The sequence below is a fragment of the Mycobacterium sp. 050272 genome (genome assembly GCF_039023525.1).
GTDB lineage: Bacteria > Actinomycetota > Actinomycetes > Mycobacteriales > Mycobacteriaceae > Mycobacterium.
On record NZ_JBCHKV010000005.1, the window covers coordinates 155,771 to 168,684 of the forward strand.

A 12,914-nucleotide genomic window follows, 5' to 3' on the forward strand; every position below is an offset into this window, starting at 1 on the left:
CCGGGCGCCCCCGCCACGCTGACTCACCGCCACAGGATCGACACCGGCGGGTTGTTCCCCGCGCAGCGGGCGGCAGGTTACCGTCGGGTATGGCGCCAGACACGACAAACACTGCCGAGCACCTGCGCGACGCGTTGGACGGACGTTTCCGGGACGCGAAGAACGAGACCCGCAAATGGCTAAGCCAGGATCAGTTCCGGCCGCACTACACGCCGAACACGGTCCTGGCCCGCGCCAAGGTGTTCGAGCAGATGAAGCTCATCGCCGCCGCGGGCATCCCCGACGAAGGATTCCGCAAGGAGCACGGCGGCACCGGCCACGTCGGCGCGGCGATCACGATGATCGAGATGCTCGCGATGTCGGATCTGTCCCTGATGGTCAAGGCCGGGGTGCAGTGGGGACTGTTCGGTGGGGCCGTCGAAAACCTGGGCACCGAGCGCCATCACGAACCGTATGTGAAAAAGGTCATCAGCCTCGAGCTCCGCGGCTGTTTCGCGATGACCGAAACCGGGCACGGCAGCGACGTGCAGGCGCTGGAGACGACGGCGACCTACGACGCGCAAACCGAAGAGTTCATCATCGACTCCCCCACCCCGACCGCCCGTAAGGACTACATCGGCGGGGCCGCCGAGACGGCAACGGTCGCAGCCGTTTTCGCGCAGCTGATCACCACCGAGAACGGTGAGCCGGTCAACCACGGCGTGCACTGTGTCCTGGTCCCGATCCGCGACGCCGACGGCAACGACCTGCCCGGCGTGACGACGTCGGACTGTCACTACAAGGGCGGCCTGCCCGGCGTCGACAACGGCCGCATCATGTTCGACCATGTCCGCGTCCCGCGGGTGAACCTGTTGAACAAGTACGGCGACGTCGCCGCGGACGGCACGTACAGCTCCCCGATCGACAACGCGAACCGCCGGTTCTTCACGATGATCGGCACGCTGATCCGTGGCAGGATCACCGTCGGCGGCAGCGCCGGTAACGCCGCCCGCGTCGCGCTGGACATCGCCACTCGATATGCGTTGCAGCGCAGGCAGTTCAGCGCTCCCGACGACGAGGGCGAAGTCCTGATCATGGACTACCTGGTGCACCAGCGGCGGCTGTTCCCGTTGATAGCCAAGTCGTATGCGCTGCAGTTCGCCCAGAACGAGCTGGTGTCCAAGTGCCACGACCTGCAGACGTCGGACTTTCCCGACGCCGAAGAGCAGCGCGAGCTGGAATCGCGTGCCGCCGGCCTGAAAGCGGCCAACACCTGGCACGCCAGCCGTGCCATTCAGGAGGCGCGCGAAGCGTGTGGCGGCGCGGGCTACATGGCCGAGAACCGGCTGATCGCCCTGCGGGCTGACACCGACGTGTTCACCACCTTCGAGGGTGACAACCACGTGCTGACCCAGCTGGTGGCCAAGGAACTGCTGACCGCCTACGCCGACGACATCAAGAGTATGAGCCCGGTCGATTGGGTTCGGTTCGCGGCCAACACCGTTGGTACGCGGGTGCTGAAACGTACTGCGGCCGAAGCGATTATGCAAACCATCGTCGACTCCCGCCAGGACAGCGAAGAAGAGGGCAGCCTGTTCAACCGCGGTACCCAGGTGAACATGTTCGAAGAGCGCGAGGAATACCTACTGTCTTCGGTCGCGCGACGCCTGCAGGGCAAGTCCAAGGAGATGTCGGAGTTCGACGCGTTCAACGCCGTGCAGGATCACGTGCTGCACGCGGCGAGCGCACACATCGACCGGATCGTGTTGGAAGCATTCGTCGCCGGTATCGACGCCTGCGAAAACGACGCGGCCCGTGAGCTACTGGAGGTCGTCTGCGACCTGTACGCGCTTTCGGTGATCGAAGAAGACAAGGCCTGGTACATCGAGCACGGTTACCTGTCCACCGGGCGGGCCAAGGCGGTGACCCGCGGCATCAACGACCGGTGCCGGGCCCTGCGCCCGCATGCCAAGACACTGGTTGACGGCTTCGGCATCCCGGAGCCGTTGCGCTACGCCGAGATGCTGCACCCGGAAAACCTGCCCGAAGCCGACTGAACACCCCGCTCAACCGGCGTCGACCGCATCGGCGAGGCTGCGCACGCTCAGCGGGCGCCGCACGTACCTGACCCAGGTCAGCAGCGCGGCGGCGACGTAGACGGCCAGGAAGATCCAGAACGCCGACGTCATCGTGCCGGTGCTGACGTAGGACTGGCGCAACGCGAGGTTGATCCCGACGCCACCCAACGACCCGGCGCCGGCGACGAAACCGATGACGATGCCCGAGATCACGCGGGACCACTGTCGCTGGTCATCCTCGTCCATATCCAGGTTCCGGCCGCACGTTTCGAAGATGGTCGGGATCATCTTGTAGACCGATCCATTGCCCAACCCGGCCAAGGTGAACAGGGCGATGAAGCAGGTGACGTAGCCCGCCATCGCCGAGCGGCTGACCGGCCCGGCGTGCGGATCCTCGATGGTGCCGACCGTGATCAGCAGCCCGGCGGCCACCACCATGCTGACGAACACCACGAACGTGACGCGGCCCCCGCCGAGGCGGTCGGCCAGCCGGCCGCCGTAGATGCGGGACACCGCGGCCAGCAGCGGTCCGATGAAGGCCAGTTCGGCGGCGTGCAGCGCGGCCTGGGAATTAGTCTGCCCGCCGGCCACGAAGCTGGTCTGCAGTACCTGGGCGAACGCGAACGAGAACCCGATGAATGTCCCGAAGGTGCCGAGGTACAGCAGCGAGAGCAGCCAGGTGTCACGCGTGGAAAGCACGGCGGACAGCATCGATCGCAGCCGGCCGGGCTCCACCCGGTGCTGGGCGACGTTGTTCATGAAGAACGTGGCGCCGATGCCCGCGACCATCAACAGGACCACGTACAGGCCGCACACCCAGTACGGTTGCCGGTCGCCCGCGGCAGCGATGACCACCAGCCCGACGATCTGGATCACCGGCACGCCGAGATTGCCGATCCCGCCGGCGAGCCCGAGCGCCGCGCCCTTGAGCCGGTGTGGATAGAAGGAGTTGGCGTTGCTCGCCGAGGCCGCGAAGTTGCCGCCGCCCATGCCGGACAGGGCCGCGCACACCAGGTACGGCCACAACGGCAGCCCCGGATGAGCCAGCAGCACCATGGCCCCGATGACCGGGACCACCAGGACGAAGGCCGAGAACATGGCCAAGTTGCGGCCGCCGAAGATTGCCGTCGCCACGGCGTACGTCGGCCGCAGGCATGCCCCGACCAGGGTGGCGGTGACACCGAGCAACAGCTTGTCGCCGGCGGAAAAGCCATAGACGTCTCGGGGCATGAACAGTGCCATCACCGGCCAGAGGGCCCATATCGCATAACCGAGGTGCACGATCGCCGCGGACCAGAACAGGTTGCGTCGCGCGATGGTCTTGCCGCCTGCCTCCCACGCCTCGAGATCTTCTGCGTCCCAATGCGAGAGGTGACGTGAACTACCCACTCGCTTGACCGTTCGAACGACGGTGGCTCGCGAATTCGGCCCGGAATCGCTGGTGAATTCCTGTGGAAATACTGGAAGCATCGCCTCGTGCGGGCACCGTAATCCCTTCGATACCAGGACCTAATGCGGCGGAATGTCGGAACGTCATGTGCGGTAGACCTATTGGTGCGGAATCTTGCCGAGCGCTTGCAGTGTGCCGTCGGGCCCGATGTGGAACTTAACGGTGCCGATTCCCTTGGGACAACAAGGCTCTTCGTTCCCGGTCTGCCATTGGTACTGAACCGTGACCGCATCGTTGTCGCTGCCGGGCAACACGGTGATGTACGGCTTGGGGTTTGGCGTCGGTGTACCCAGCGGCCTGTCGTGGTCGAAGAACACCAGCTGCTGGGGAGTCGACTCGCTGGCAATGGTCGGGATGATCTGCACCCAGTACAACCGGCAATTCCTGGTGTGCCCGCGACCGATCTCGACCCAACTCGACCCGGCAACCTCGATCGGAACGGCGGCGATGGCCTGGCGCACGGTCGCGGCACTGGGCCCGTCGGACTCCTTGCACGTGTCCGCTCGCGACGACGCCGGCGGTGCCGTTGGTTTTCCGCCACAAGACGCGGCCAAGAAAGCCAGAAAAATCACAAAGTGACGACGCACATTGTGAGCTTAGCGAAAACTGTGAATGTGCCATTTGTTTGGTCGGAACCCCTGTTCTGAGGGGAAATTCCGAAGGATCCGTGGGTAATCTGGCCCCAGTCGCGGATCAATGCTGACCTGCGGCTACGCGCTTGGCGGCGGATTTCCCGGACATCTCACATTTGCGTCCGGCGCCGGTGAGATCAAGCCGTAAAACGGCGGAAACATCGGACGTCCGATGCCGAAACATCCTTGTCGCACGATTTAGCGGATAGATCCTTGCGCGCCCGGAAGGAGGTCGTAGGCGTGGCTGCAGACCACGGTCAAGACACCGTGAACAGCATGTGCGCCTACTGCGGCGTGGGCTGCGGCATGGTGCTGCAGATCACAACCGATCCGGACAGCGACGGCCGTCACGTCACGAAATCTGTTGGAAACAAAAGCCACCCGGCCAACTTCGGCCGCCTGTGCACCAAAGGCACCACGACCGCGGACATGCTGGCCGCTCCGGGCCGGATGGATTCGGCGTATTGGCGCGCCGACCGTGGCGAATCCCTGGACCGGATCGACATCGACGCCGCGATCACCCGGTCCGCCACGCAGCTGCGGGCCATCATCGACGAGCACGGCCCGGATGCCTTCGCCCTGTACGTGTCCGGACAGATGTCGCTGGAGGCGCAGTACCTCGCGAACAAGTTGACCAAGGGGTTCATCGGCACCAACCAGATCGAGTCGAACTCGCGACTGTGCATGGCCAGCGCGGGGTCCGGCTACAAGCTGTCGCTGGGCGCGGACGGACCGCCCGGGTCCTATCAGGATTTCGAGAAGGCCGACGTCTTCTTCGTCATCGGCGCCAATATGGCCGACTGCCATCCGATCCTGTTCCTGCGGATGATGGATCGGATCAAGGCCGGCGCCAAGCTTATCGTCGTCGACCCGCGCCGCACCGCGACCGCGGAGAAGGCCGACCTCTTCCTGCAGATCTCGTCTGGCACAGACCTCGCTCTGCTCAACGGACTGCTGCACCTGATCGTCGAAAACGGCCACACCGAACCGGAATTCATCGCCGAGTTCACCGAGGGCTGGGACGAGATGCCGAGTTTCCTCGAACACTTCACGCCGGAGCGGGTCAGCAAGACCACGGGCATCCCCGCCGACGACATCCGCACCGCGGCTCGCTGGATCGGAGAAGCCGAGAACTTCGTGACCTGCTGGACGATGGGGCTCAATCAGAGCACCCACGGCACCTGGAACACCAATGCGATCTGCAACCTGCACTTGGCGACCGGGGCGATCTGCAAGCCGGGCAGCGGCCCGTTCTCGCTCACCGGGCAGCCCAACGCGATGGGCGGGCGCGAAATGGGTTACATGGGGCCGGGTCTGCCGGGCCAGCGGGTGGTGACTTCGGCGGCCGATCGCGACTTTGTCGAGGACCAGTGGGGCGTCCCCCGCGGAACGCTGCGCACCGAGGTCGGTACGGGCACCGTCGACATGTTCTCCCGCATGGCCAATGGCGAGATCAAGGCCTGCTGGATCATCTGCACCAATCCCGTTGCCAGCGTTGCCAATCGGAAAACAGTGCTGGCCGGTCTGGAAAACGCCGAGCTGGTGATCGCCCAGGACGCCTTCCTCGAGACCGAGACCAACGGCTACGCCGACGTGTTGCTGCCCGCCGCCCTGTGGACCGAGTCCGAGGGCGTGATGATCAACTCCGAGCGCAACCTGACGCTGTTCCAGCCGGCCGTGCAAGCGCCCGGACAGGCGATGCCGGACTGGCAGATCATCGCCCGAATCGCCTGCGAGATGGGCTTTTCGGATTCCTTCAGCTATGACTGCGCCGAGGAAGTGTTCGAGGAGATCAAGCGGTTCTGGAATCCCAAGACGGGCTACGACCTGCGCGGTGCGAGCTATGACCGGCTGCGGCAGACTCCGCTGCAGTGGCCGTGCCCGCCCGATGGCACCGATGACCGCAACCCGATCCGCTACCGCAACGACGGCGTCAGCCAGACTCAGCTGGTTCGCGAAGACGGCACCGTGCCACGGTTGGCCTTCCCCACCGCGAACGGCCGGGCGATGTTCTTCGCCCGACCGCACCTGTCACCCGACGAGATGCCGGATGACGACTACCCGTTCCTGCTCAACACCGGTCGTCTTCCGCACCAGTGGCACACGATGACCAAGACCGGCAAGGTGGCCAAGCTCAACAAACTCAACTCGGGACCGTTCGTCGAAATCCACCCGGACGACGCCGCGCGGCTCGAGATCGCCGATGGCGATCGGGTCGAAATCGCTTCGCGCCGTGGGCGAGCCGTGCTTCCTGCCGTGGTCACCGACCGGGTGCGGCCGGGCAACTGTTTTGCGCCCTTCCACTGGAACGACGCGTTCGGCGAATATTTGTCGATCAACGCGGTCACCAACGACGCCGTGGACCCGGTGTCTTTCCAGCCCGAGTTCAAGGCGTGCGCGATTACCGTCACCAAGATCGCCGCCGGCACAACCGAATCCGACACAGAGCCGGAGCCGTCGTTGGCCACCGGCACAGCAGAGCCTGCTCCTACCGAAGTTATGGAAATCAGCGTGTCACAGGTTGACGCCCTCGCCGAAATCCTCGGTGTCGCAAACGAACCTGCTCCCCAGTTGGGTCCACTGGGCCGCACCTATCTGGCCGGGGTGCTGGCCGGATTGCGCTCGGAGGCCGGCCGCCGCACGGCCGGGGTCCCCACCCTGCCGCTCAACGCCCCACTCGACGCCAACACCCGGCTGTGGGTGGACGGTCTGCTCGCGGGGATGTTCGCGCGTACCGAGACACCGGCGCCGATGCCGGCTTTTACCCCGGTCTCCCCCGCCGCGCAGGCACCAGCCGGCCCGCCCGCGGCCCCGGCAACCGCGGCGGAACGCAAGCAGGCTCCGGTGGTGGTGTTGTGGGCGTCGCAGACCGGCAACGCCGAAGAACTCGCCGCCGACTGCGTTGCCCAGCTCGCAGAGGCGTCGCTGCAGGTCGCGTTGCACAGCATGGATGACTTCCCGGTGGCCGACCTGGCCACCACGCGGGAACTGCTGGTGATCACCAGCACCACCGGCGACGGCGACGCCCCCGACAACGGTGCCGCACTGTGGCGCGCGCTGACCGGCGACAGCGCACCGCGGCTGTCTGGTACCCGCTATGCCGTATTGGCCCTGGGCGACTCCAACTACGACGACTTCTGCGGTTTCGGGCGCAAGCTCGACGAGCGGCTGGCGGAGCTGGGCGCGACCCGGATCGTCAACCGCGTCGACTGCGAACCCGACTACGAGGAGGCCGCTGCCGGGTGGATGAGCGGGGTGATCGAGGCGCTGCGGCGCACCCCCACCCGCGTCGGTGCCCCGGCGGCGGCCCCCGCCACGTCCGCGCCCCGTCCGGCGGCCCGTCCCCAGGCACCCGCGTACAACAAGAAGCGCCCGCTGGTCACCGACATGATCAGCAACATCACCCTCAGCGGGCCGAACTCCGCAAAAGACGTGCGGCAGATCGTCTTCGACGTTTCCGATGAGGCCGCCAGCTACGAAGCGGGCGACGCGCTCGGGGTGTGGCCGCGCAATAACGACCAGCTGGTCGACGAATGGCTGTCGGTCACCGGACTGAACGGGCAGACGCCGGTCGAGGTCGGCGAGCACGGCCTGATGTCGCTGCGTTCCGCGCTCACCGAGCGAATCGAGATCGCCCACATCAGCCGGGACCTGGTGCGGTTCGTGCAGGAGCGCACCGGTGACCCGAAACTCGCGGAACTGCTGCGGCCGGAAAACAAAGCCGCCCTGAGCAATTGGACGTGGGGGCGCCAGTCCATCGACCTGCTGGCGCAGCTGCCGGTCTACGCGTCGGCCCACGAGTGGCTGCGCGTCCTCAAACGCCTGCAACCGCGGCTGTACTCGATCTCGTCAAGCCCCAAGGAGTGCCCGGGCGAAGCTCACCTGACCGTCTCTCCGGTGCGCTACAACTTCCAGGGCGTCCCCCGCCGCGGGGTGTGTTCGACCTACCTTGCCGACCGCTCCCCCGGTGATCGCGTCGCTGTCTACCTGCAGCCGTCGAGCAATTTCCGGCCGCCGCGTGAGTCAGCGACGCCGATGATCATGATCGGGCCAGGAACCGGCATCGCGCCGTTCCGCGGCTTCCTGCAGGAGCGCCGCGCCCTCGGCCACACCGGGCCCAACTGGCTGTTCTTCGGCGAACAGCACGCCGAGACCGACTACTACTACCGCGACGAGATCGAGAAGATGCACGCCGACGGGCTCCTCACCGAGCTGGACCTGGCGTTCTCCCGGGACCAGCAAGAGAAGGTCTACGTCCAGCACCTGATGCGCAAGCGTGGCGCCGAGCTGTGGAGCTGGTTGCAGGACGGCGCCCAACTGTATGTCTGCGGCAGTGCCGACCCGATGGCCAAAGACGTCGACCGCGCGCTGTGCGACATCGCGGCCGAGCACGGCAACCTCGACCTGGACGAGGCAAAAGACTACGTCCAGTCGCTCAGCGCCGACAAGCGCTACCACCGCGACGTCTACTAGGACTTCGTAATACGGCGGAAACGCCGGACAAGCGTGGCCGAAACATCGCTGTCGCACCATGTGCTCAACAACTGGTGCGACAGCTATGAAGGGGTGCCCGCATGTCGACTGACGAACACCTCGGTGACCAGGAATTACCGACGGGCGAAGTTGCGTGGGCGGGACTGCCGATCAACCTGGATTTCGCGTTCTCCTACGCCCAGCGCGACAAGGTCTACGCGCAGCACCTGCTGCGCAAGCGTTGGTGCGCGCTCAAAAACGGGTCAGACGCAAACGCCGCCGACCCCGCCACCGAAAACGGCCTGCTCGACTCCGATGCGGGTCACACGCGTGAGTGGCTGAGCGACGATCGCCGCCACGCCGGGTAGCACGCGGAGTCGCCCTTCTGGGACGTGAACGGCGGATAGCAAACCGCCACGATTGTCAATCACGCATCCCCGCGACGGTGTTCGCGACAACGCACGTCCAGCGCTGCGGCCGTACCGTCGGGCAACGACGGTGGACGGGGCACAAGCATGGTGGACGTATCGATTGTCGAGACCTCCGGGCTGGGTGATCGCAGCTATCTCGTGAGCGACGGCGAGGTAGCCGTCGTCATCGACCCCCAGCGCGACATCGATCGGGTGCTGGAGCTCGCCGGCGACGCGCGGATCACGCATGTCCTCGAAACACACATCCACAACGACTACGTGACCGGCGGCTTAGCGCTTTCCGCGGCGACCGGAGCCGAATACGTTCTTCCGGCTGGCGAAGACGTCGAATTCTCTTGCCGCGCAGCCAGTGACGGCGACCGCATCGATACCGGCGAAATTCACCTGGACACCCTGTTCACTCCGGGGCACACGCACCATCACGTCAGCTACGTGCTCCGCGACGAATCCGGGGACACACTCGGGGTATTCAGTGGTGGGTCGATGCTCTTCGGCAGCACCGGAAGGACCGACCTACTCGGCGACGAGCACACCGAGGAATTGACTCGGCTGCAATACCATTCGGTTCGACGCCTCGCCGACGAGCTGCCCCCATCGACTCCCGTCTATCCCACCCACGGATTCGGGAGCTTCTGCTCGGCCGCACCCACCGACGGCGACGACTCCACCATCGGAGATCAGCGCGACAAGAATCCCGCGCTGACCCAGGAGGAGCAGGACTACGTGGACGGCCTTCTCGCGGGTCTGGCCGACTTCCCGGCTTACTACGCACACATGGGCGTGATCAACCGGAAAGGTCCTGCGGCAGCCGACCTTTCGCCGCTCACGCCGGTCGATCCGGGCGAGTTGCGCAGGAGAATCAATGCCGGCGAATGGGTCGTCGACCTGCGCAACCGGACTGCGTTCGCGGCTGGACATCTGTCGGGCACATACGGCTTCGAGCTGTCCGGCTCGTTCGTCAACTACCTCGGCTGGCTCTACAGTTGGGGCGCGCCGCTGACCCTGATCGGCGACGGCGCCAAGCAGATCGCCGAGGCGCAGCGTGAGCTTTCCCGCATCGGCGTCGACCACCTCACCGGCAGCGCCAGCTGTGACATCCGCGAGCTCGCCGGTGGGGCGCAGCTGCGGAGCTACCGCGTCGCCGACTTCGGCGAACTGGCCGCCATTCTCGACATGGACCGGGTCCTGGTGCTGGACGTGCGCCAGCGCGGGGAATTCGACAGCGGCCATGTGCGCGGGGCGCTCAATGTCGCACTGCACGAACTGACCGGACGTGTCGCCGAGATCCCGCCCGACCGCGAGCTATGGATCCATTGCGCAAGCGGCTACCGGGCGTCGATCGCCGCCGCGCTGCTGGACCGGCACCAGTTGCGCGTCGTGCTGATCGACGACGATTTCGGCAGCGCCGAAAAACTCGGGATCACCACGTCCAGCGGGTGAGGCGGGGCAAAAACTCATTCTGAAGTAAAACCTGTAGTTCCCGACGGACCCGGGTAGTGATAACTCATTGCCGCCTAATACGGGAGCTGACAATGAACGCATCGAGCGCCGATGTCATCACCTCGGCAGAGCTTCGGACGTTGCTGGAATCGCCCACGGCCCCACGGGTCATCGACGTCCGGACGCCCGCCGAGTTCGAAACCTCGCACATCGCCGGGTCTTACAACGTTCCGCTCGACGTTGTGGATGAACACGGCCCTGCCGTTGCCCAGCGCTTGGACGACGACCCCGATGTCGTGCTGGTGTGTCGCTCGGGCCAACGGGCCACCAAGGCGCAAACGCTGTTGCGAAACGCGGGTCTGGCCAGCGGGCGTGTCCTGCAGAACGGCATCACCGATTGGGAGAGACGAGGTTTCGCGGTCGACCGCGGTGCTCCGCGTTGGGATCTCGAGCGTCAGGTACGTCTGGTCGCGGGATCGGTCGTGCTGTCGTCGGTCGTTGGCAGCCTCGCCGTGCCGCGACTCAAATGGCTGGCCGGCGCGATCGGGGCGGGCTTGACGTATGCCGCGATCTCCAACACGTGCGCGATGGCAACGGCGCTGTCCAAATTGCCGTACAACCGTGCGGCGACGGCCGATGCCGAGACAATCGTGGCGCGGCTCGGCGCCTGACGGCGCTTCGCGCATCGCAGCGGGCTGCCCTTCAAGTTCTCGTTAGGTTGCGTTCACCGGGACAGGGCTAACGTGACCTCATGCGCCCAGCCATCGGACGGAGGCCGCGATGAGCGACCCCCACACGCCCCGGATCCCGCTCGCGATGTCCTCGCCGAGCCTGAATCGCGGGGTCGGCTTTACCCACGAGCAGCGGCACAAGCTGGGCTTGACCGGCCGGCTGCCGTCGGCCGTTCTCACACTCGAGCAACAGGCCGACCGGGTATGGCATCAATTGCAAAGCCTGGCAACGGATTTGGGTCGCAATCTGCTACTCGAGCAGCTGCATTACCGGCATGAGTTGCTGTACTACAAGGTGCTGGAAGACCATCTGCCCGAACTGATGCCGGTGGTGTACACGCCCACCGTCGGGGAGGCGATCCAGCGCTTCTCCGACGAATACCGCGGGCAGCGTGGACTGTTTCTGAGCATCGACGAGCCCGAGGACATCAACGATGCCTTCGAGACCTTCGGGCTGGGACCCGACGACGTCGACCTGATCGTGTGCACCGACGCCGAAGCCATCCTGGGCATCGGCGACTGGGGCGTAGGGGGCATCCAGATCGCGGTGGGCAAGTTGGCGCTTTACACCGCGGGCGGCGGCATCGATCCCCGCCGCTGCATCGCGGTCTCCCTCGACGTCGGCACCGATAACGAACAGCTTCTGCAGGACCCGTTCTACCTGGGCAATCGGCACGCCCGCCGCCGCGGCGAGGAGTACGACGCGTTTATCAAGAAGTACATCGAAACGGCTCACCGGCTGTTCCCCAAGGCGATCCTGCATTTCGAGGACTTTGGTCCGGTCAACGCACGCAACATCTTGCGGACCTACGGCGACGACTACTGCATCTTCAACGACGACATCCAGGGCACCGGCGCGGTCGTGGTGGCCGCCATCTACGGCGGGTGCCATGTCACCGCGACCCCGCTGCGCGAGCAGACAGTGATCGTGTTCGGCGCCGGCACCGCCGGGATCGGCGTCGCCGACCAGATCCGTGACGCGATGGTCGCCGACGGCGCCTCCATCGAGCAGGCCAGGTCACGGATCTGGCCGATCGACAAGCAAGGCCTGCTGTTCGACGACATGGACGACCTGCGCGCATTTCAGGTGCCGTATGCGAAGAACCGCAAGCAACTCGGTGTGGCCGACGGCGACCGGGTGGGATTGGTGGACGCGATCAAGCTCGCCTCGCCGACCATCTTGTTGGGTGCCTCAACGGTATTCGGCGCATTCACCCAGGAAGCCGTGGAGGCGATGAGCGCGTGCTGCCAGCGGCCGATGATCTTCCCGCTGTCCAACCCGACCTCACGCATGGAGGCCATGCCGGTCGACGTGCTGAACTGGTCGGGCGGGAAGGCGCTGATTACCACCGGAACCCCCGTCGCCCCCGTCGAATACAACGGAACCACCTACACCATCGGCCAGGCCAACAACGTCCTGGTCTTCCCGGGTATCGGACTCGGGATCATTGTCGCCCGAGCCAACAGGGTCACCCCGGGCATGCTGCAGGCCGCCGCGAAAGCGATTGTGCGGCAAGCTAGCCCGACGAATATGGGAGACTCGCTGTTGCCGGATGTGCAGAACCTGCGCCAAATCTCCACCGCGGTCGCCGAGGCGGTCTACCACGCCGCCGTCGACGACGGGGTGGCCACGACTCGCCACGACGATGTCGCGCAGGCGGTGGCGGAAACCACCTGGGCACCGGTCTACGACTGAAAAC

Annotated in this window: 8 protein-coding genes; 6 read left to right on the forward strand and 2 right to left on the reverse strand. The window is 65.6% G+C overall.

Translation table 11 applies throughout. The features are described from left to right. Nucleotides 1–89 precede the first annotated feature (89 nt). Complete coding sequence (locus AAHS21_RS12800; protein ID WP_342928042.1) at nt 90–2,036, forward strand: acyl-CoA dehydrogenase; 1,947 nt, start codon at nt 90–92, stop codon at nt 2,034–2,036. 9 nt (nt 2,037–2,045) lie between these two features. On the opposite strand, the gene AAHS21_RS12805 is transcribed toward AAHS21_RS12800, so the two are convergent. After that, complete coding sequence (locus tag AAHS21_RS12805) at nt 2,046–3,446, reverse strand: nitrate/nitrite transporter (protein WP_342928043.1); 1,401 nt, start codon at nt 3,444–3,446, stop codon at nt 2,046–2,048. 159 nt (nt 3,447–3,605) lie between these two features. Continuing rightward, complete coding sequence (locus tag AAHS21_RS12810) at nt 3,606–4,061, reverse strand: LppP/LprE family lipoprotein (protein WP_342928217.1); 456 nt, start codon at nt 4,059–4,061, stop codon at nt 3,606–3,608. A 354-nt stretch (nt 4,062–4,415) separates the two neighbouring features. Between AAHS21_RS12810 and AAHS21_RS12815 the strand changes: the two genes are divergently transcribed. From AAHS21_RS12815 to AAHS21_RS12835, 5 genes are all read left to right on the forward strand, one after another. Then, nucleotides 4,416–8,612, forward strand: a complete 4,197-nt coding sequence (locus tag AAHS21_RS12815; protein ID WP_342928218.1) for a bifunctional nitrate reductase/sulfite reductase flavoprotein subunit alpha — start codon at nt 4,416–4,418, stop codon at nt 8,610–8,612. 101 nt (nt 8,613–8,713) lie between these two features. Continuing rightward, nucleotides 8,714–8,980, forward strand: a complete 267-nt coding sequence (locus tag AAHS21_RS12820) for a hypothetical protein (RefSeq protein ID WP_342928044.1) — start codon at nt 8,714–8,716, stop codon at nt 8,978–8,980. 150 nt (nt 8,981–9,130) lie between these two features. Continuing rightward, nucleotides 9,131–10,483 (forward strand): MBL fold metallo-hydrolase, encoded by a 1,353-nt coding sequence (locus AAHS21_RS12825; RefSeq protein WP_342928219.1) that lies wholly within the window; start codon nt 9,131–9,133, stop codon nt 10,481–10,483. Nucleotides 10,484–10,575: 92 nt separating this feature from the next. Next, nucleotides 10,576–11,154, forward strand: coding sequence for a rhodanese-like domain-containing protein (locus AAHS21_RS12830; protein WP_342928045.1), 579 nt, complete (start codon nt 10,576–10,578; stop codon nt 11,152–11,154). 109 nt (nt 11,155–11,263) lie between these two features. Beyond that, nucleotides 11,264–12,910 (forward strand): NAD-dependent malic enzyme, encoded by a 1,647-nt coding sequence (locus AAHS21_RS12835; protein WP_342928046.1) that lies wholly within the window; start codon nt 11,264–11,266, stop codon nt 12,908–12,910. Nucleotides 12,911–12,914 lie beyond the last annotated feature (4 nt).